The 18,170-nt window shown below is 64.2% G+C and carries 20 protein-coding genes; 8 read left to right on the top strand and 12 right to left on the bottom strand.

Going from position 1 to position 18,170, the window contains the following annotated elements:
- Positions 1 to 42 precede the first annotated feature (42 nt).
- The 3 genes from QSV36_RS02530 to QSV36_RS02540 form a co-directional block, all read right to left on the bottom strand.
- Positions 43 to 423, bottom strand: coding sequence for a hypothetical protein (locus tag QSV36_RS02530; protein ID WP_289129540.1), 381 nt, complete (start codon positions 421 to 423; stop codon positions 43 to 45).
- Positions 424 to 564: 141 nt separating this feature from the next.
- Complete coding sequence (locus tag QSV36_RS02535) at positions 565 to 1,752, bottom strand: MFS transporter (protein WP_289129543.1); 1,188 nt, start codon at positions 1,750 to 1,752, stop codon at positions 565 to 567.
- A gap of 127 nt (positions 1,753 to 1,879) precedes the next feature.
- Positions 1,880 to 2,629: a 3-oxoacyl-ACP reductase family protein gene (locus QSV36_RS02540; RefSeq protein WP_289129545.1), complete on the bottom strand. Its 750-nt coding sequence runs from the start codon at positions 2,627 to 2,629 to the stop codon at positions 1,880 to 1,882.
- 118 nt (positions 2,630 to 2,747) lie between these two features.
- On the opposite strand from QSV36_RS02540, the gene QSV36_RS02545 reads away from it, so the two are divergent.
- Positions 2,748 to 3,686, top strand: coding sequence for a LysR family transcriptional regulator (locus tag QSV36_RS02545; protein ID WP_289129546.1), 939 nt, complete (start codon positions 2,748 to 2,750; stop codon positions 3,684 to 3,686).
- Positions 3,687 to 3,702: 16 nt separating this feature from the next.
- Here QSV36_RS02545 and QSV36_RS02550 read toward each other — a convergent pair whose 3' ends face one another.
- On the bottom strand, positions 3,703 to 4,173 hold the full coding sequence (locus QSV36_RS02550) for a GreA/GreB family elongation factor (RefSeq protein ID WP_289129547.1): 471 nt from the start codon (positions 4,171 to 4,173) through the stop codon (positions 3,703 to 3,705).
- A 2-nt stretch (positions 4,174 to 4,175) separates the two neighbouring features.
- Positions 4,176 to 4,568, bottom strand: a complete 393-nt coding sequence (locus QSV36_RS02555; protein ID WP_289129548.1) for a hypothetical protein — start codon at positions 4,566 to 4,568, stop codon at positions 4,176 to 4,178.
- A 129-nt stretch (positions 4,569 to 4,697) separates the two neighbouring features.
- Between QSV36_RS02555 and earP the strand changes: the two genes are divergently transcribed.
- On the top strand, positions 4,698 to 5,843 hold the full coding sequence (earP, locus tag QSV36_RS02560) for an elongation factor P maturation arginine rhamnosyltransferase EarP (RefSeq protein WP_289129550.1): 1,146 nt from the start codon (positions 4,698 to 4,700) through the stop codon (positions 5,841 to 5,843).
- A gap of 48 nt (positions 5,844 to 5,891) precedes the next feature.
- Positions 5,892 to 6,461, top strand: coding sequence for an elongation factor P (gene efp / locus QSV36_RS02565; RefSeq protein ID WP_170028870.1), 570 nt, complete (start codon positions 5,892 to 5,894; stop codon positions 6,459 to 6,461).
- A gap of 210 nt (positions 6,462 to 6,671) precedes the next feature.
- On the opposite strand, the gene QSV36_RS02570 is transcribed toward efp, so the two are convergent.
- The 3 genes from QSV36_RS02570 to QSV36_RS02580 form a co-directional block, all read right to left on the bottom strand.
- Complete coding sequence (locus tag QSV36_RS02570) at positions 6,672 to 7,100, bottom strand: organic hydroperoxide resistance protein (protein WP_289129555.1); 429 nt, start codon at positions 7,098 to 7,100, stop codon at positions 6,672 to 6,674.
- Positions 7,101 to 7,239: 139 nt separating this feature from the next.
- Positions 7,240 to 7,695 carry a MarR family winged helix-turn-helix transcriptional regulator gene (locus QSV36_RS02575; RefSeq protein ID WP_289129558.1) on the bottom strand — a complete coding sequence of 152 codons (456 nt, stop codon included), beginning with the start codon at positions 7,693 to 7,695 and terminating at the stop codon, positions 7,240 to 7,242.
- Between the two features lie 58 nt (positions 7,696 to 7,753).
- Positions 7,754 to 8,707, bottom strand: coding sequence for a LysR family transcriptional regulator (locus QSV36_RS02580; RefSeq protein ID WP_289129560.1), 954 nt, complete (start codon positions 8,705 to 8,707; stop codon positions 7,754 to 7,756).
- A gap of 110 nt (positions 8,708 to 8,817) precedes the next feature.
- Between QSV36_RS02580 and QSV36_RS02585 the strand changes: the two genes are divergently transcribed.
- Positions 8,818 to 9,567: a sulfite exporter TauE/SafE family protein gene (locus tag QSV36_RS02585; RefSeq protein ID WP_289129563.1), complete on the top strand. Its 750-nt coding sequence runs from the start codon at positions 8,818 to 8,820 to the stop codon at positions 9,565 to 9,567.
- 60 nt (positions 9,568 to 9,627) lie between these two features.
- Here the strand turns inward: QSV36_RS02585 and QSV36_RS02590 are convergent, their stop codons facing one another.
- Positions 9,628 to 10,479: a LysR substrate-binding domain-containing protein gene (locus tag QSV36_RS02590; RefSeq protein WP_289129565.1), complete on the bottom strand. Its 852-nt coding sequence runs from the start codon at positions 10,477 to 10,479 to the stop codon at positions 9,628 to 9,630.
- A 96-nt stretch (positions 10,480 to 10,575) separates the two neighbouring features.
- Here QSV36_RS02590 and QSV36_RS02595 point away from each other — a divergent pair, with 96 nt between their 5' ends.
- Positions 10,576 to 10,794 carry a DUF1127 domain-containing protein gene (locus QSV36_RS02595; protein ID WP_225776846.1) on the top strand — a complete coding sequence of 73 codons (219 nt, stop codon included), beginning with the start codon at positions 10,576 to 10,578 and terminating at the stop codon, positions 10,792 to 10,794.
- A 107-nt stretch (positions 10,795 to 10,901) separates the two neighbouring features.
- On the opposite strand, the gene QSV36_RS02600 is transcribed toward QSV36_RS02595, so the two are convergent.
- Positions 10,902 to 12,248: a class II 3-deoxy-7-phosphoheptulonate synthase gene (locus QSV36_RS02600; RefSeq protein WP_252458536.1), complete on the bottom strand. Its 1,347-nt coding sequence runs from the start codon at positions 12,246 to 12,248 to the stop codon at positions 10,902 to 10,904.
- 104 nt (positions 12,249 to 12,352) lie between these two features.
- Here QSV36_RS02600 and QSV36_RS02605 point away from each other — a divergent pair, with 104 nt between their 5' ends.
- Together QSV36_RS02605 and QSV36_RS02610 are read left to right on the top strand one after the other, a co-directional pair.
- Positions 12,353 to 13,114: a spermidine synthase gene (locus tag QSV36_RS02605; protein WP_289129685.1), complete on the top strand. Its 762-nt coding sequence runs from the start codon at positions 12,353 to 12,355 to the stop codon at positions 13,112 to 13,114.
- A gap of 353 nt (positions 13,115 to 13,467) precedes the next feature.
- Positions 13,468 to 15,147 carry a DEAD/DEAH box helicase gene (locus tag QSV36_RS02610; protein WP_502945625.1) on the top strand — a complete coding sequence of 560 codons (1,680 nt, stop codon included), beginning with the start codon at positions 13,468 to 13,470 and terminating at the stop codon, positions 15,145 to 15,147.
- Positions 15,148 to 15,562: 415 nt separating this feature from the next.
- Here the strand turns inward: QSV36_RS02610 and QSV36_RS02615 are convergent, their stop codons facing one another.
- Positions 15,563 to 16,330 (bottom strand): DODA-type extradiol aromatic ring-opening family dioxygenase, encoded by a 768-nt coding sequence (locus QSV36_RS02615; protein ID WP_289129572.1) that lies wholly within the window; start codon positions 16,328 to 16,330, stop codon positions 15,563 to 15,565.
- Positions 16,331 to 16,432: 102 nt separating this feature from the next.
- Between QSV36_RS02615 and QSV36_RS02620 the strand changes: the two genes are divergently transcribed.
- A complete protein-coding gene (locus QSV36_RS02620) occupies positions 16,433 to 17,083 on the top strand; it encodes a thiopurine S-methyltransferase (RefSeq protein WP_289129574.1) in 651 nt (216 codons plus the stop codon).
- Between the two features lie 70 nt (positions 17,084 to 17,153).
- Here the strand turns inward: QSV36_RS02620 and htpX are convergent, their stop codons facing one another.
- Positions 17,154 to 18,041 (bottom strand): protease HtpX, encoded by an 888-nt coding sequence (gene htpX, locus QSV36_RS02625; protein WP_023661073.1) that lies wholly within the window; start codon positions 18,039 to 18,041, stop codon positions 17,154 to 17,156.
- Positions 18,042 to 18,170 lie beyond the last annotated feature (129 nt).

The raw sequence follows: 18,170 nt of genomic DNA on the forward strand, positions 1-18,170 counted from the left end.
GCCGCCTTGCCCATAAAACGATCCGGGTGTTGCGATACTCAGTCAGCCTTTGCTGGCTGGCCGCCGGTGCTGGCGCCAGTTGTCATCGATCTTCGACCAGGTCTTGCCGTCGGTACTGGCCATGAGCTTGCGCCCGTCCTTGAAAGTTGCCAGGAAGGTGGCTTCTTCTTCCTTGCCGCCCAGCCACAGCCCGGCCAGCAGCCCCACTGGCCCGGCCATCAGGGCGCCGGCCACGCCCCAGCCCAGGGCACTGCCCAGGCTACGGCTGGATTCGAGGCTGGCCAACCGCAGGTCGCTGATGCGGGCCAGGGAAATACGCTCGCCCGGGGAAGGGCTGCGCGGGGTCTTGAGTGTGAGCGATCCGTTGCGATACTCGCCTTCACCTTGCAAGAAATCGCCGGATTGCACCGTGAGTCTTGTCATAACGTCGTCCTGTCAGTGAAAGGGCATTGACCAACGCTTACTGAGCGCTGGCCAGCCCGGCAAGTCAACGGCCAGACGACGGAGGGTAGTGCGGTACGTTGTCGCCATGGTTGATACGCGCGAACGACCCAACGCGGTTTTTCAGGCCACCTGCAACAGATGCCTGCGCTTGCGCTCGGCTACCCCCCACGCCAGCAACGCCAGCGCACCAATCACCAACCCTGCGACCACGATGCCCATCCAGCCCTGGTACTGGAACAACTGCGTACCGAGCAACGACCCAAGCGCCCCGCCAATGAAGTAGCAGGTAATGTAGCCGGCATTCAGCCGCGTACGCGCTTCAGGGCGCAGGGCGATCACCGCATTCTGGTTGCTCACGTGCACCAGTTGCACCGCCAGGTCGAGCATCAGCACGCCCAGCAGCAAGGCCAGCAACGACTGCTCGGCAAAGCCCAGCGGTACCCAGGACAGCAGCAACACCACCAGGCCAACCGTGGTGCCCAGTGCGCCCTTGCCACGGTCGGCCAGGCGCCCGGCCCAGTTGGCCGACAGCGCACCCGCCGCACCGGCCAGGCCGAACAGGCCGATCACTGCATCGGAATAGTGGTACGGGTCTTTTGCCAGCAAAAACGCCAGCGGTGTCCAGAACAGGGCGAACAGGCTGAATGCCAGCAGGCCGAGCAGCGAGCGCAGGCGCAGCACCGGCTCTTCGACGAACAGGCGGAACACCGAGCCGATCAGCGCCGGGTATTTCAGCCCGGCATGGCTGTGGTGTTGCGGCAGGCTGCGGTACAGCGCCACGGCGGTGATGGCCATCAGCACGGCAGCCAGCACATAGATGCTGCGCCAGCCGCCCAGCTCGGCCATGAAACCGGCGGCGGTGCGCGCCAGCAGGATGCCCAGCAGCAGGCCGCTCATCAGCGTGCCGACCGCGCGCCCGCGTGAATGAGGCTCGCTGAGGGCCGCAGCCATGGGCACCAGAATTTGCGCCACCACCGAGAACAGCCCGGTCAGCGCGGTGCCGAGGATCAGCCAGGGCAGGCTCGGTGCGCAGGCACTGATGACCAGGCCCAGGGTGGCAATTGCGGTCATCACGGTAATCAGCCGCCGCTGCTCGAACAGGTCCCCCAGCGGTGCCAGCAGCAACAGGCCGGCGCCATAGCTGAGTTGCGCGGCAATGACGATGCTGCCTGCGCTGGCGGTGCTCAGGCCAAACTGTAGGGCGATGCTGTGCAGCAGGGGTTGCGCATAGTAGTTGCTGGCCACGGCCAGGCCGGTGGCGGTGGCCATCAGCAGGATGAGTGCGCGGCTCAAGGTTGGGGTATGCATGCGGTTCTCGTTACGGGCAGGTAAAGGCGAATTATCCACGGAGCGAGTTGAGTGAGCGAATTGCGACAGCCGAGCTGGCCTCTTCGCGGGTCTGCCTGCGAAGGGGCCAGCACAGGCGGGCCTTCAATCAGGCGGCAAAGCCACCATCGACAGTCAGGCTGGCCCCGGTGATGTAGCCGGCCTCGGGCCCCGCCAGGTAAGCCACGAAGCTGGCGATCTCGTCGGCCTCGCCATACCGCCCGATCGCCATCAGCGGGATCAGGCTGTCGGCGAATTCACCGCTGGCCGGGTTCATGTCGGTATCCACCGGCCCGGGTTGCACGTTGTTCACGGTAATGCCTTTCGGCCCCAGGTCACGGGCCATGCCGCGGGTCAGGCCGACCAGTGCCGACTTGCTCATGGCGTAGGGCGCGCCACCGGCAAACGGCATGCGCTCGGCGTTGGTGCTGCCGATATTGATGATGCGCCCGCCCTGGCCCATGTAGCCCGCCGCCGCCTGGCTGGCGACGAACACGCTGCGCACGTTCACCGCCAGCATGTGGTCGAAGTCGGCCAGGTCGAACTCGGTCACGGGCGCCACCGCCAGTACACCGGCGTTATTGACCAGGATATCGAGCCGGCCGAAGGCCTTCACCGTGTCATCTACAGCCAGTTGTACTGCCGCCGCGTCGGCGCTGTCGGCCCGCAGTGCCAGGGCTCGGCCGCCGTTTTCGGTGATTTCCCGCGCCAGTGCTTCTGCCGGGCCGGCGGAACTTACATAGGTGAAAGCCACCTGCGCGCCTTCACGGGCCAGGCGCCGCACGATGGCTGCGCCGATGCCGCGGGAACCGCCCTGTACCAGGGCCACTTTGCCTTCGAGGGTGTGTTGCTTGGACATGCTGATCTCCTGCTGGAAGCCAGGCTGGAATGCCTTGGATGGGCGCAGTATCGGCGCTCGATTAGCTGCTGATAAGATGGCAATCACTATCAGCAGAGTAAACCTTTGGTTGCTAATCATGGCCATGGAGTCGTTCAACGCTTTGGAGTGTTTCATCCGCAGCGCCGAGGTCGGCAGCTTTGCCGAGGCTGCCAGACGCCTGAGCCTCACCCCGGCTGCGGTAGGCAAGCATGTAGCCCAGCTGGAAGCGCGCCTGGGGGTGCGGTTGTTCCAGCGTAGTACTCGCAAGCTGACTCTGACCGAGGCGGGGCAGCGATTTCTCGGGGAGGTCAGTGACAGTTTCCGCACCATCCAGTACGCCGTGGCCAACCTGGCCAGTGCCGAGGGCCAGCCGGCCGGGTTGTTGCGGGTCAGCATGGGCACGGTGTTCGGGCGTTTGTACGTGCTGCCGCTGCTGGGCGAGTTCCTGCGTCGCTATCCGGCCATTACCCCGGACTGGCATTTCGACAACCGCCAGGTCGACCTGATCGGCCAAGGCTTCGATGCCGCGATTGGCGGCGGCTTCGAACTGCCGCCAGGGGTGGTGGCGCGCAAGTTGACCCCGGCGCACCGGGTGCTGGTGGCGGCGCCGGCTTATCTGGCTGGCCATGCACCGGTCACGGAGCCACAAGCCCTGCAGCGGCATGACGGTATCTTGATCCGCTCGCCGCAGACCGGCCGGGTGCGGTCGTGGCCGTTGACCAGCCGCTGGCAGGAGCAGCAGCCGCTGGCGTTGCGTCAGGCGATTACCATGAGCGATTCGGATGCGGCGTGTGCGGTGGCCGAGCAAGCGTTGGGGATTGCCCTGGTGAGCCTGCCGTTCGCGGTCCCGTACCTGGAAAGTGGGCGGCTGCGCCGGGTGCTGCCGGACTGGTATGTGGACGACGGGCACATCAGCCTGTACTTCGCCGAGCACAAGCTGTTGCCGGGCAAGACCCGGGCGTTTGTCGATTTTGTGGTGGAGCAGTTTGCCCAACAGGGCCTGGCCGGGCGGTTCGATGCCTTGCAGGCGCTTTGAAGGTACTGCGCGGCTGTCAGGCTACAGCGACAATCAACAACGTCTGCGGCCCCAGCCGCAGCTCATCATCCACGTGCTTGCCAAGCAACTGCTGCCCCAGCGGTGATCGTGGGGTGATCACCGTGACCAGCCCATCCCCCTCGCCAATCTTCAACCCCGCTGCCTCGGGCCCGAGGAAAACACGGCGCTGCCCGCCATCTTCATCTTCCAGCGTCACCAGGTTGCTCATCTGCACCCCGCGCGCCGGGTCATGATCGCGCAGCAGCAATTGCTGGTAGGTCTGCAGCGCCGTACGTATCTCGGCGCTGCGGCGGGCCTGGCCGGTGGCCAGGTACGAGGCTTCCAGGCCCAGGGTATCGTACTTGTTCTCGGCGATGTTCTCCTCGGCGGTGGCCGCTTCATACGCAGTCTGGGCTGCGCGGGTCAGCACATCCAGGTCATGCTCGAGGGTGGCGACGATCTGCGCCAGCAGGCGGGTCTTGTCCATGATCAGTAACAGAACTCCAGCACATTGGCCTGGCTTTTGTCAGTGGGTGCAGTGCGGTTCTGCTGCAGCCAGAACTGGCACTTGGGGCTGTTGAGGTTGCGCGGGTTACCCTGAGCGGCCTCGGCGGCCTGTTGCTGCTCCTGCTTGTGCAGGATGTCCTGGTAGCGCTGGAACATTTCAGCCTGGGTATCCGCCGCCGGGGCTGGCGGTACAACCGACCGGGAAACGCCGGGCGCTACCGCCTGGGCCAACGGCTGCACCTGCTCTGGCCATAGCTGCAAGGCCAGCCACAGGCTGGCGGCGATAGCCACGGCGCCTAGCCACAGGCCCAGGGCAACGCACAGGATCAACGGCAACGGCTTGAGGGTAATCTTCAATTCACGGTGGCGGGGCATGGCACTGTCCTGGCGGGGTGGGTCGGGGCATTGTCGCATGCGCCTGGGCTTTTTTCCCCGCCGGTGCTTTTGTCGGCGACAATTTATCCGCAGAATTCGCGGTTTTTCCGCTGGGCGAGGGCAAGGCACATGAAAGCCACCTGGGACATTTTCTGCACCGTGGTCGACAACTACGGCGATATTGGCGTGACCTGGCGCCTCGCCCGCCAGTTGGTGGCTGAGCATGGCCTGGCGGTGCGCCTGTGGGTGGACGACCTGGGCGCGTTCGAGCGCCTGTGCCCGGGGGCCGATGCGGCACTCGACCAGCAGTGGCAGCAGGGCGTCGAGATACGCCACTGGCCTGCCGACTGGCAACCGGTGGCCACTGCCGACGTGGTCATTGGCGCCTTCGGCTGCCGCTTGCCGGCTGGCTATATCGAAGCGCTGGCCACACGGCCGCTGCCAGCGCTATGGCTGAACCTGGAATACCTCAGTGCCGAAGACTGGGTGGAGGGTTGCCACGGCTTGCCGTCGCCGCAAGGCAACGGCTTGCGCACGGTGTTCTTCTTCCCCGGCTTTACCGCCGGGACCGGCGGCCTGCTGCGCGAGGCGCCACTGCTGGCCCGCCGCGCCGCTTTCGAGGCCGACCCGGCGCAGCGCACCGCGTTTCTCGCCGGGCTCGGCGTACAGGTGCAGGACGGCGCGCGGCTGATCTCGCTGTTCGCCTACGAAAACCCGCACCTGGCTGGCTGGCTGCAGGCCCTGGCCGAAGATACCCGGCCCAGCCACCTGCTGGTGCCGGAAGGGCGCATCCTCGGCGACTTGTGTGCCTGGCTGGACGAGCCGTCGCTGCCGCTGGGTGCGGTACGCCAGCGTGGTGCACTGACCGTGCAGGTGCTGCCTTTCGTCAGCCAGGACGATTACGACCGCCTGCTCTGGTGCTGCGACTTCAATGCCGTGCGCGGCGAGGATTCGTTCGTGCGTGCGCAGTGGGCGGGGCGGCCACTGCTGTGGCACATCTACGTGCAGGAGGAGAACGCTCACTGGGAAAAACTCGAAGCGTTCCTGGCGCTTTATCGCCAAGGCTTGTCGGACGCTGCCGCCGAAGCCCTGGTCGACCTGTGGCGCGCCTGGAACCTCGACAGCCGCACGCAGCGCGACATGCACGCGGCCTGGACCGAGGTGCTGGCGCATTGGGACGAGCTGCAGGCACATGCCCGACACTGGTGTGCCAAACAGGCCGCTCAGCCGGACCTTGCCATGACGCTGGTACAGTTTTACCGAAATTGGCTATGATACGCGGCCTCGATTTTTATAAATCCATCCAGATTCGGATACTGCGTAATGAAAACTGGTAAAGAACTGAAACCCGGCACCGTACTGCGGATCGACAACGACCCGTGGCTGGTACAGAAAGCCGAATTCACCAAGTCGGGTCGCAACAGCGCGATCATGAAGACCAAGCTGAAGAACCTGCTGACCGGCTACAAGACTGAAACCGTCTACTTCGCCGACGACAAGCTGGACGACGTGATCCTCGACCGCAAGGAAGTGACCCTGTCCTTCATCAGCGGTGACGCGTACACCTTCATGGACACCACCGACTACACCATGTACGAGCTGAACGCCGAAGACATCGACGCCGTTCTGCCGTACATCGAAGAAGGCATGCAGGACGTCTGCGCGCTGACCATGTACGAAGAGAAAGTGGTTTCGGTCGAACTGCCGACCACCATCAGCCGCCAGGTTACCTACACCGAGAACGCTGCTCGCGGCGACACCTCGGGCAAGGTCATGAAGCCTGCCAAGCTGGCCAACGGTACTGAAGTCCAGGTTGCCGACTTCATCGAAATCGACGAGTGGATCGATATCGACACCCGTGATGGCTCCTTCAAGGGCCGTTCCAAGAAGTAATTCTTCTTGTGAAACGCAAAAAACCCGGCCTTGGCCGGGTTTTTTCGTATCTGGATCGTTACCGCATACGCAGGCTTTGCAGGAGCGGCGTTGTGCCGCGATGGGCCGCAAAGCGGCCTCACGATCTCACAGGAATACTGGCTTTTGCAGGGCACTCCTGGGGCCGCTTCGCGGCCCTTTGCGGCGCAAGGCCGCTCCTACAATTGAGCTTTAGACGGTGACATGGAGGCGCACGTCGACGTTACCGCGGGTGGCGTTGGAGTATGGGCACACCTGGTGCGCCTTCTCCACCAGCCCTTCGGCCTCGGCCTGGGCCAGGCCCGGCAGGTTGATGTGCAGGTCGATGTCCAGGCCGAACCCGCCCGGAATCTGGCCGATGCCGACCTTCGCGGTAATCGAGGCATCCGCTGGCAGGGCTTTCTTCTCTTGCCCGGCCACGAACTTCAAGGCGCCGATGAAGCATGCCGAGTAGCCGGCGGCAAACAGCTGCTCGGGGTTGGTGCCGTCACCGCCTGCGCCGCCCAGTTCCTTGGGGGTGCTGAGCTTGACTTCCAGCTTGCCGTCGCTGGAGCGGGACTTGCCGTCGCGCCCACCGGTGGAGGTAGCTTCTGCGATGTACAGCGGATTGACCTTTTGCATCTTGAGCCTCGCTAACGTGTTGTGCGCTTCCACTCGGGGAAGGGCGCGGGTTGGTGTGGGAGTTAAATTAGCGCGCAATTAGTTTGTGCGCAAGATAAATTATCGCCGTTCGTCCGAACGGCTATCCACAGCCAGGTTGTCAGAGGGTCTTCTGCAGGTTCTCGCGCAATTTCAGCAGGTCAGCCTGCAGCTGTTGTAGTTGTTCCAGGCTGTGGCCACTGGCCTTGAGGATGCAATGCGGCACCTCCCTGGCCCGCTGTTGCAGGGCGCGGCCCTTGTCGGTCAGTTGCACCAGCACCACCCGTTCGTCTTCGCGGCTGCGGTTGCGCTGCAGCAGGCCTTCGCTTTCCAGGCGTTTGAGCAACGGCGTCAGCGAGCCGGGGTCGGTAAGCAGGTGCTGGCTGATCTCGCCCACGGTCAGGCCATCGTGCTCCCACAGCACGAGCATGGCCAGGTACTGCGGGTAGGTCAGGCCCAAGGCCTGTAGCAGCGGTTTGTAGACCTTGGTCATCAGCAACGAGGTGGAGTGCAGGGCGAAACAGACCTGGTTGTCCAGCAGCAGCTCGTCACAGGAGGCTTGGGTGTCGGCGTTCATGCAGGTCCTTGAAAGTAATCAATGGGTAAGTCTGGCACGTTGATCATCAGTGCGCGCACTACTCGTGCAGTCCACTGCGCAAAGCCAGGTCCCAGGGTGGAATCGGGCTGAATCGGCTCTTGAGAAATTCGAGCAGCAAACGGCTGCGAGAGTTCGTTTCATGTTCCAGGCGTAGCGCGTAGATACCGCTGCTTTCGGCTTGCGGCAAGCCGCCGTCGCAAAACAGCGGTATCAGCTCGCCGCGCAGCAGGTATTCGCTGATCAACCAGGTGGGCAGGTGGGCGATGCCCAACCCGGCGAGGGCACCGAACAGCAAAGTTTCGGCGTTGTTCGCGGCCATGCGCATGCGCGCCGGGCGGTACAGGCGGGTTTGCCCGGCTACATTGAAGCGCCAGGCAAAGGGCGGCGCCAGGCCATCCCAGTCCAGGCCATCGTGCCCAGGCAGTTCACTGGGGCAGCTGGGTATGCCGCGGCTGGCCAGGTAGGCGGGGCTGGCGCAGGCGATACGCACCATGAACGCGAGTGGCGTGGCGACCAGCCGGGTGTCGGCCAGGGGGCCGGCGCGCAGCACCAGGTCGACTTCGCCGAGGTGGCTGCCATGCAGATCGACGAAGCTGTCGATCAGGCGCAACTTCACGTCCAGCCCCGGGTAGGCCACAAGAAAGTCGGCAATGGCCGGTGCCAGGTGGCGTCGGCCGAATGCGGCAGGGGCGTCGATGCGGATCAGGCCTTCAGGGGCATTGCTCAGCGACACCGCTTCGGCGCGCGCCAGGCGCAGCTCTTCGATGATACGCCTGGCCCGTTCGGCAAAGGCGTTGCCCGCCGGCGTGGCACGTACGGCGTGCGTACTGCGGGTGAACAGACGGCTGCCTACGGCGCCTTCCAGGTTGTCGATACGCCGGGCTACCGCAGAGGGCGTCAGCGGGTGGCGGCGGGCGGCAGCAGAAAAGCTGCCGGTTTCCAGCACATCGAGGAACAGGCTCAGCTGGTCGGTCAGGGTATCGGGGCTCATGGCTGCCTTGCTTGTGCGGATAACGCACAGCCATTGTGCGCTGCTGTGCGTTTCCCCGCCAGCCCACAGTGGTTAGCATGCTCGCATCATGAACAGGCAGTGAGGCCCTGATGATCGAGTGGGTGTTGTATATCGTGCTGGGCGCTGGCTTGGGGACCATGGGTGGCCTGTTCGGCATTGGTGGCGGGTTGATCGCGATTCCGGCGCTGGGCGTGCTGTTTGGCCTGGACCAGCAGCTGGCCCAGGGTACGGCTTTGGTGATGGTGGTGCCGAACGTGCTGCTGGCGCTGTGGCGCTATCACCAGCGTAACCGTATCGAATTGCGCCATGCCGTGCCGTTGTCACTGTGCAGCTTCGTGTTCGCCTGGCTGGGGTCGATCTGGGCAGTGGGGCTGGACGCGCATTCCATGCGCCTGGGCTTTGTCGGCTTCCTGGTGGCGCTGGCGGTGTGGAACGTGGCGCGGATGTTCATGAAAGTCTCGCCGCCAAGCGCCGAGCTGCGTCATGCCTGGCCGTGGCTGGGGGTGCTGGGCAGCTTCGCCGGCACCATGGGCGGCTTGTTCGGGGTGGGTGGGGCGGTGGTGGCCACGCCGATCCTGACCAGTGTGTTCGGCACAACCCAGGTAGTCGCGCAGGGGCTGTCGCTGGCGCTGGCGGCGCCGAGCACCCTGGTGACCTTGCTCACCTATGGGGTGCACCACAGCGTCGACTGGAGCGTGGGCATCCCGTTGGCGGTGGGCGGCTTGCTCAGTATCAGCTGGGGCGTGAAGCTGGCCCATGCGTTGCCGGAGAAGGCGCTGCGGGCAATGTTCTGCGTGTTCCTGGTGGTGTGTGCGGTGATGCTCGGGTTTGAGCTTTGAAGGCTTGGGGCCGCTTTGCGGCCCTGACGCGACGCGAAACAGCTGTTGCGGCAGCCCGGCTTACTTGAAGCCTTCGATGATGTAATCGGCCATGCAATCGGTAATCGGCGATGCGCTCTGGGTGCTGCGCACCAGCATCACATTGGCCACCGGCAATTGCGGCAGCCCTTCGCTCTCGCCCAGTATGCGCAGGTTCCCGCCGATCAGGCTTTGCAACTGCGCCGTTACCGCCAGCCCGGCCGTGACGATGGCGAAGATCGCTGCCAGGCTCGGGCTGGTATAGGCGATGCGGTAATCGATGCCCTGGGCCTCCAGGGCGTTGCAGGTCCACGCCCGGCAGAAACAATCGCTGTTGAACAATGCCAGCGGGATGGGCCGTTGCTCCTGTGGGCAGAAACCCTCGGCGGCAGCCCATGCCAGGCGCTCCTGGCGCAACAGCTGGCCAATCTCGTTGCCTGGCTCGCGGGTGACGATGGTCAGGTCGAGGTCCTGGCGCAGCATCAGTTGCTTGGACGACTCGCAATGCACCTCTACCTGCACCAGCGGGTAGGCCTGGGCAAAGCTCGACAGGATGGTCGGTAGAAAGCGCATGGCGTAGTCGTCCGGCGTGCCGATCCGCACCATCCCGACCATGTGCGGCATGCGCAGTGTATTGAACACTTCGCCGTGCAGTTTGAGGATACGCCGGGCATAGCCCAGCAGCACCTGGCCTTCGGCAGTCAGCCGTACCTGGCGGCCGTCACGCTCGAACAGCTGCCGCTGCAGGATGTCTTCTTCCAGGCGTTTCATCTGCATGCTCACCGCCGACTGGGTGCGGTTGACCACCTCGCCGGCGCGGGTGAAGCCGCCTTGCTCGGCAATGGCGACAAAGGTGCGCAGGACGTCGGCGTCGAGGCTCTGGTACTGGGACATTGCATCAATCTCCGAGATGCATGGCATCAGAAACATTCGTTGGATTGATCTTATGCCCGGCGGCAGACTGGAGCCATCAACACGGAGGGCTTCACGATGAAAGGTCATGTCAGCAGCATCCAGCAACCTGCCTTTTCCCTGAACCACCTGTTGCATGCCGCCGTACAGCAGATGGCGCGGTGGCTGCAGCTGTACCGCCAGCGCCAGCAGCTGGCCAGCCTCAGCGATGCGACCCTGCACGACCTGGGGTTGAGCCGGGCCGACATCCAGCAGGAGGCCGAGCGGCATTTCTGGGATGATCCGCTGCGCAAGTAGGGCAGACCGGTGCAGGTCCCTTCGCGGCCTCGCGCGTTCTCACAGGTACTGCACTGCTCTCGAAGCGTGTGCCCCACCTGTGGGAACGGGCGAGCCCGCGAGCGCTTCTAGCGCCGCACCTGCTTGAGGGTTTCGGCGATCAGGAACGCCAGCTCCAGCGACTGATCGGCATTCATCCGCGGGTCGCAGTGGGTGTGATAGCGGTCCGACAAGGCATCTTCGGTAATCGGCCGCGCACCGCCGATGCATTCGGTCACGTTCTGCCCGGTCATCTCGATGTGGATGCCGCCGGCATGGCTGCCCTCGGCCTGGTGCACCTGGAAGAACTGCTTGACCTCGTCGAGGATCTGCGCAAAGTCGCGGGTCTTGTAGCCACTGCTGGCCTTGATGGTATTGCCATGCATCGGGTCGGAACTCCACAGCACCTTGCGCCCCTCGCGCTCGACCGTGCGGATCAGCCCCGGCAGGTGGTCGCCGACCTTGCCGGCGCCCATGCGCACGATCAGGTTCAGGCGCCCCGGGTCGTTGGCCGGGTTCAGCGTGTCGATCAGGCGAATCAGCTCTTCGGGGTTCATGCTGGGGCCAACCTTGACCCCGATCGGGTTGTGCACGCCGCGCAGGAACTCCACATGGGCACCGTCCAGTTGACGGGTGCGGTCGCCAATCCACAGCATGTGCGCCGAGCAGTCGTAGTAGTCACCGGTCAGGCTGTCCTGGCGCACGAACGCTTCTTCGTAGTTCAGCAGCAACGCTTCGTGGGCGGTAAAGAAACTGGTTTCGCGCAGTTGCGGCGCGCTGTCCAGGCCACAGGCGCGCATGAATGCCAGGGTTTCGTCGATGCGGTTGGCCAGCTGGTGGTACTTGTCCGCCAGCGCCGAGTTGGCGATGAAGTCCAGGTTCCACTTGTGTACCTGGTGCAGGTCGGCAAACCCGCCCTGGGCGAAGGCGCGCAGCAGGTTGAGGCTGGCGGTGGCTTGATGATAGGCCTGCAGCAGGCGCTCCGGGTCGGGGATACGGCTCTTGGCGTCGAAACCGATGCCGTTGACGATATCGCCGCGGTAGGCCGGCAGGGTGACGTCGCCGATGGTTTCATCGCCTGAAGAACGCGGTTTGGCGAATTGCCCGGCCATGCGCCCGACCTTCACTACCGGGCAGCCGGCGGCAAAGGTCATGATGATGGCCATCTGCAACAGCACCTTGAAGGTGTCGCGGATTTTCGCCGCCGAAAACTCGGCGAAGCTTTCGGCGCAATCGCCGCCCTGCAACAGGAATGCGCGGCCTTCGGTGACTTCGGCAAACTGCCGGCGCAGCTCGCGCGCCTCGCCCGCGAACACCAGCGGCGGGTAGCTGGCCAGGGTCTGTTCGACTTTCAGCAGGTGCGCCGCATCGGGGTAGGTCGGTTGCTGCTGGATCGGCAGGGCGCGCCAGCTGTCAGGGCTCCACGGTTGGTTCATCTCGGGCTCGGTCTTGTCAGTTGTAGGCTATGGCCATGTTAACAGTTGGCGCTGTGCTTGTTGCATCGGGGGCGTTGGCGGACAATGCGCGTTTTGCGGGTTGGATGGTGAGCATGGCGGAACGGCAAGAGCGGCTACTGGCACGGGTGGAAGATGCCTTTGGCGTCATCAGCGTGTACGAAGTGGACGACTACCGCTTTCTGGAGTTCGGTGATGCGATCGAGCAGAGCTGCGTGTTCACTGCCGACCCGAGCTGGCTGGAGTACGACTATACCCGCGCCATGCTGGTCGGGGCGTTGTGCCATGAGCAGCCGGAAAGCGCGCTGTTTCTCGGCCTGGGGGCCGGCACGCTGACCCAGGCGTGCATGAAGTTCCTGCCGCTGGATGACATCGAGGCCATCGAGCTGCGCCCGGACGTGCCGCGCCTGGCCATGGAATACCTGGGCCTGGACGACGACCCGCGGCTGTATGTGCGCATCGGCGATGCCCTGGAGTTGCTGCCCTCGGCGGAAAAGGCCGACCTGTTGTTCGTCGACCTGTACACCGACCATGGGCCTGGGGTAGGGCACCTGGCATGGAATTTCCTCGAGAACTGCCAGCGGCAGCTCAACCCGGGCGGCTGGCTGGTGATCAACCAGTGGGCTACCGATGACGGCAAGCCGCTGGGTGCGGCCTTGCTGCGCGGCTTGTACCACCGGCATTACTGGGAACTGCCGGTGAAGGAGGGCAATGTGATCCTGCTGGTGCCGGCGGACCTGGAACAGACGCTGGACTTCGGCGGCCTGCGGGCACGGGCCGAGGCGCTGGCGCCGCGGCTGGGCTACAGCCTGGAAGGGTTGATCCGCGAGATTCGCCCGGCTACCTGATGGCTGTCGCGGTCGCTTTTGCACCGACCTGTCAGGGGCCAGGGGATTATCGATTCAGCTCGCGGTAATTGATGGCCCGATACTGGCCGCATCTTGCGAAAATTTTCCTCACGTCTTTGCACCATTTCGGGTATAGTACGCGCCGGTCTTTTAGCGGGCCGCAAAATCAGGTGGTGCAAACCCTCCGAGTCCAGCTTCGGCTGCGCGTCCGCTAGGCGGACTTTCCCACGTTTTCTTTTTCAATCGTTTTCGCAAATCCCCGCCGCCAAAGCTGCCTGGGTGACCTGTCGGTCTTTCATGGCTTGTGCAGCTTTGGAGCATGGGTCTTTGCGGATGCACCTAGAGGCAGACCCATGACCCAGGAAACCGGCGGCTTCGCCGCTCTCGATCTCAACCCGAACATTGTTGCTGCCGTTCTGGCGACCGGCTACGAAGAGCCGTCCGCCATTCAGCAACAATCGATCCCGATCATCCTCGCCGGTCACGACATGATCGGCCAGGCGCAGACGGGCACCGGCAAGACCGCTGCCTTCGCCCTGCCGATCCTCAACAAGATCGATGTGAGCAAGCGCGAACCGCAAGCCCTGATCCTGGCGCCGACCCGTGAGTTGGCGCTGCAAGTTGCTACCGCTTTCGAAACCTACGCCAAGCAGATGCCGGGCGTGAACGTGGTCGCCGTCTACGGTGGCGCCCCGATGGGCCCACAGCTGCGGGCGATCCGCAATGGCGCGCAAATCGTCGTCGCCACCCCGGGTCGCCTGTGCGACCACCTGCGCCGTGACGAAAAGGTGCTGTCCACCGTGCAGTACCTGGTCCTCGACGAAGCCGACGAAATGCTCAAGCTGGGCTTCATGGACGACCTCGAAGTGATCTTCGATGCCATCCCGGCCAGCCGTCAGACCGTGCTGTTCTCCGCCACCCTGCCATCGTCGATCCGCTCGATCGCCGAGCGTCACCTGCGTGAGCCCAAGCACGTCAAGATCCAGAGCAAGACCCAGACCGTCACCGCGATCGAGCAGGCCCACCTGATGGTCCACGCCGACCAGAAGATCCCGGCTGTGCTGCGTCTGCTGGAAGTGGAAGAGTTCGACGCGCTGATCGCCTTCGTGCGCACCAAGCAAGCCACCCTGGATCTGGCCGCTGCGCTGGAGGCCAAGGGCTACAAGGCTGCCGCGTTGAATGGCGACATCGCCCAGAACCAGCGTGAACGCGTCATCGACTCGCTCAAGGATGGCCGCCTGGACATCGTCGTCGCCACCGACGTCGCCGCCCGTGGCCTGGACGTACCGCGCATCACCCACGTGTTCAACGTGGACATGCCGTACGACCCGGAGTCCTACGTGCACCGTATCGGCCGTACCGGCCGTGCTGGTCGCGATGGTCGCGCACTGCTGCTGGTCACCCCGCGTGAGCGCCGCATGCTGCAGGTCATCGAGCGTGTTACCGGGCAGAAGGTGGCCGAAGCGCGCCTGCCGAATGCCCAGGCCGTGCTGGATGCCCGCATCAAGAAGCTGACCTCGAGCCTGGCACCGCTGGTAGCCGAAGCCGAAGCCACCCATGGCGAGCTGTTCGACCGCCTGACCAACGACCTGGGTTGCAGCGCGCGCGCCCTGGCTGCGGCCCTGCTGCGCAAGGCCACCAACGGCCAGGCGCTGGACCTGGCTGCCGTCGAGCGTGAGCAGCCGCTGGTGCCGAGCTTTGCCCCGCGTGGCGAGCGCACCGAGCGTGGTGAGCGTGGCGAGCGCCCGGAACGCGGTGACCGCGAGCGCCGTGCGCCGATGCCGCTGGCCGAAGGCCGCGTGCGTTGCCGTACTGCCCTGGGTGCCCGTGACGGCATCGCGGCCAAGAACCTGCTGGGTGCGATCCTCAACGAGGGTGGTCTGGCGCGTGACGCCATCGGCCGCATCCAGGTGCGCGACAGCTTCAGCCTGGTCGAGCTGCCGGAAGACGGCCTGGAGAAGCTGCTGTCCAAGCTCAAGGACACCCGCGTGGCTGGCAAGCAGCTGAAGCTGCGCCGCTACCGCGAGGATTGATCCTGGCGCAATGAAAAAATCCCCGGCCCAGGTCGGGGATTTTTTTTGCCCGCCAGGGCCTCATCGCCGGCAAGCCGGCTAACGGTACAGCGACAAGTCGAAGCCTTGTTGAAGCGGATTTATCCACGAAGCAGGCGATGCAGTGGATGGCACGGGCTTCGCCCGTGTTCGCGGGGCAAGCCCGCTCCCACAGGAATAACGCCAGCTTTGAACATTTGAGCAAGACAGCTGCTCCCACGGCCGGCGCTGTATCAATTTCCAAAAGCTGGCGCGGTCCCTGTAGGAGCGGGCTTGCCCCGCGAACACGGGCGAAGCCCGTGCCATTCACCACGGCGTCTTCTTCGCGCACAGCAACCCACAATGTTCAAGCCTGCGGGTACTCTTGTGGCAGCTGGCTTGCCGACGACAAGGCCCTTCAGCCGAACCGATAAATGTCCATCCCCAGCGCCCCCAAGGTAAACCCCTGGTGCACCACCGCAAATTTGCCACCCGCCCCAATGGCAAAGAACAGTGGCAGCAAATGCTCATCGCTGGGATGGTTACGCACCGCATTCGGTGCCAGCTGTCGATAGCCCAGCAGCGCTGCCTGGTCATCAGCTTGCAGCTTTTCCACCACCCAGTCCCTGAACGCGCGTGCCCAAGGCTCGACCACCTCCGGCCCGGCGTGCCAGTCCAGTTCACCCAGGTTGTGGGTGATGCTGCCCGAGCCGATCAGCAGCACGCCCTGGTCGCGTAGCCCTGCCAGCGCCTGGCCCACCCGGAGTTGCAATGCCGGCCCCAAAGCGCTGGGCAGTGAAACCTGCACCACGGGAATGCTCGCATCCGGGTACATCAGCGACAACGGTACCCAGGCGCCGTGGTCGAACGGGCGCTGCGGGTCCAGGCGGGCCGGCAGCCCGGCAGCGCTCAGCAAGGCGCTGACCTGCCCGGCAAGGGCGGGCTCGCCCGGTGCCGGGTACTGCACGGCATACAGCGCCTGCGGGAAACCGTAGAAGTCATGCCACGTCTCGGGCCGCTCACTGCCGGTCACCAGCAATTCGCGGCTTTCCCAGTGCGCCGACACCACCACAATCGCTGTTGGGCGCGCCAGGCTGGTGGCCAGGGCGGCCAGCGCTGGCCCGCTGGCTCCAGGCTGCAGGGCAAGCATGGGGGAGCCGTGGGAAATGAACAGGCTGGGCAGCATGGCAAAGGTCCTGGAGGTTAAGATGCAATCATCTTCGGTCAACTACAGATCGAAATCCAAACCAAGTTTTACCGACCAATCATCGAAAAAACTGGAGTGATCATGGAGCCAGCGTTCTGGCAGCAACGGTGGGCCGATAACCAGATCGGTTTTCATCAGGCGCAGGTGAACCCCTACCTGCAAAAGTATTGGGCGCAGTTGCAGCGGCTGCCGGGCAGCCGCGTGCTGGTGCCGCTGTGCGGCAAGAGCCTGGACCTGGCCTGGCTGGCCGGGCAGGGGCATCGCGTGGTGGGCATCGAGCTGTCGCGGCGGGCGGTGGAGGATTTCTTCCGCGAACATGGGCTTGATGCCGAGGTGCAGCAGCGCGGGGCGTTCGAAGTCTGGCGCAGTGGTGATCTGGAGCTGTGGTGCGGTGATTTCTTTGCGCTGCAGCCGGAGGATGTCGGCGACTGTTCAGGGCTGTATGACCGGGCGGCGGTAATCGCGCTGCCGCCGCAGATGCGTGCGGGTTATCTGCGACGATTGTCGGCATTGCTGCCGGCGGGGTGTCGCGGGCTGGTGGTAACCCTGGATTATGACCAGGCGCTGCTGGACGGGCCGCCGTTCTCGGTCGGGGACGAAGAGCTGCGTCAAGGCTTGGCCGGGTGGCAGGTGGACGAGCTGGAGGTTGCAGAGGTCATCGAGCAGAGCCCGAGGTTTGTGCAGGCGGGAATCAGCAGCCTGTTGGAGAGGGTGTATCAGGTAAGCCGCTGATTGCTGTGTTGCCGATGTGGCGTACACAAAAAAGGGCGACCGAAGTCGCCCTTTCCTGTCACTGGGTGAATCAACCGCGACGGCGCAGGGCCTCGATGCGGTCTTCCAGCGGCGGGTGGCTCATCAGCAGGCCGGCCAGGCCGTGCTTGAGGCCGCCATTGATACCGAACGCCTTCAAGGTGTCGGGCATGTGCACAGGCAGGCCTTGCTCCACGCGCAGGCGTTGCAGGGCACCGATCATCGCTGCGGTACCGGCCAACTGGGCGCCGGCTTCGTCAGCGCGGTATTCGCGGCGGCGCGAGAACCACATGACGATCATGCTGGCGAGGATGCCAAGGATCAGTTCGGCAACGATGGTCGCCACGTAATAGGCAATACCCTGGCCTTCTTCGTTCTTGAAGATGACCTTGTCGACGAAATTGCCGATGATGCGGGCGAAGAACATCACGAAGGTGTTGACCACACCTTGCACCAACGCCAGGGTGACCATGTCGCCGTTTGCCACGTGGCCGATCTCGTGGGCCAGTACCGCGCGCACCTCATCGGGCGAGAAGCGCTCCAGCAAACCCTGCGACACCGCTACCAGCGCGTCGTTGCGGTTCCAGCCGGTGGCGAAGGCGTTGGCCTCGTACGCCGGAAAGATACCCACCTCGGGCATCTTGATACCGGCCTCGCGGGACAGCTCCTCGACCGTTTGCAGCAACCACTGCTCGTGGCGGGTGCGCGGCTGGCTGATGATCTGGGTGCCGGTGGTCATCTTCGCCATCCACTTGGAGATGAACAGCGAGACGAGGGAGCCGGCGAAGCCGAACACGGCGCAGAACACCAGCAGGCTGCTGAGGTTCAGGTCGACCCCGTTGGCGGCCATGAACCCGTTGAAACCAAACAGGCTCAGGGTAATGCTTGCAACCAGCACCACCGCGAGGTTGGTGGCTACAAACAACAGAATGCGCATCATGGTTGTTACGTTCTCCTGACGGACGAGTTGTCGCTTACTGCGGGGTATATAAGGTGCCTGCCGTGCTGATTCAATCGGGTGACTATTTCAAACTGTGTACGGCGGAGTATGGCAGAGGATGGCGTGGGG

This window comes from Pseudomonas sp. BCRC 81390 (assembly GCF_030341915.1).
Taxonomy (GTDB): Bacteria; Pseudomonadota; Gammaproteobacteria; order Pseudomonadales; family Pseudomonadaceae; genus Aquipseudomonas.

Coding starts and splice junctions, on each gene's coding strand:
- QSV36_RS02540 (WP_289129545.1), bottom strand. CDS start 2,629: ATGTCCAAGCAACACACCCTCGAAGGCAAAGTGGCCCTGGTACAGGGC.
- QSV36_RS02580 (WP_289129560.1), bottom strand. CDS start 8,707: ATGAGCCCCGATACCCTGACCGACCAGCTGAGCCTGTTCCTCGATGTG.
- earP (WP_289129550.1), top strand. CDS start 4,698: ATGAAAGCCACCTGGGACATTTTCTGCACCGTGGTCGACAACTACGGC.
- QSV36_RS02600 (WP_252458536.1), bottom strand. CDS start 12,248: ATGAACCAACCGTGGAGCCCTGACAGCTGGCGCGCCCTGCCGATCCAG.
- QSV36_RS02610 (WP_502945625.1), top strand. CDS start 13,468: ATGACCCAGGAAACCGGCGGCTTCGCCGCTCTCGATCTCAACCCGAAC.
- QSV36_RS02590 (WP_289129565.1), bottom strand. CDS start 10,479: ATGTCCCAGTACCAGAGCCTCGACGCCGACGTCCTGCGCACCTTTGTC.
- QSV36_RS02595 (WP_225776846.1), top strand. CDS start 10,576: ATGAAAGGTCATGTCAGCAGCATCCAGCAACCTGCCTTTTCCCTGAAC.
- QSV36_RS02585 (WP_289129563.1), top strand. CDS start 8,818: ATGATCGAGTGGGTGTTGTATATCGTGCTGGGCGCTGGCTTGGGGACC.
- QSV36_RS02530 (WP_289129540.1), bottom strand. CDS start 423: ATGACAAGACTCACGGTGCAATCCGGCGATTTCTTGCAAGGTGAAGGC.
- QSV36_RS02555 (WP_289129548.1), bottom strand. CDS start 4,568: ATGCCCCGCCACCGTGAATTGAAGATTACCCTCAAGCCGTTGCCGTTG.
- QSV36_RS02550 (WP_289129547.1), bottom strand. CDS start 4,173: ATGGACAAGACCCGCCTGCTGGCGCAGATCGTCGCCACCCTCGAGCAT.
- QSV36_RS02620 (WP_289129574.1), top strand. CDS start 16,433: ATGGAGCCAGCGTTCTGGCAGCAACGGTGGGCCGATAACCAGATCGGT.
- QSV36_RS02545 (WP_289129546.1), top strand. CDS start 2,748: ATGGCCATGGAGTCGTTCAACGCTTTGGAGTGTTTCATCCGCAGCGCC.
- efp (WP_170028870.1), top strand. CDS start 5,892: ATGAAAACTGGTAAAGAACTGAAACCCGGCACCGTACTGCGGATCGAC.
- QSV36_RS02575 (WP_289129558.1), bottom strand. CDS start 7,695: ATGAACGCCGACACCCAAGCCTCCTGTGACGAGCTGCTGCTGGACAAC.
- QSV36_RS02570 (WP_289129555.1), bottom strand. CDS start 7,100: ATGCAAAAGGTCAATCCGCTGTACATCGCAGAAGCTACCTCCACCGGT.
- QSV36_RS02535 (WP_289129543.1), bottom strand. CDS start 1,752: ATGCATACCCCAACCTTGAGCCGCGCACTCATCCTGCTGATGGCCACC.
- QSV36_RS02605 (WP_289129685.1), top strand. CDS start 12,353: ATGGTGAGCATGGCGGAACGGCAAGAGCGGCTACTGGCACGGGTGGAA.
- htpX (WP_023661073.1), bottom strand. CDS start 18,041: ATGATGCGCATTCTGTTGTTTGTAGCCACCAACCTCGCGGTGGTGCTG.
- QSV36_RS02615 (WP_289129572.1), bottom strand. CDS start 16,330: ATGCTGCCCAGCCTGTTCATTTCCCACGGCTCCCCCATGCTTGCCCTG.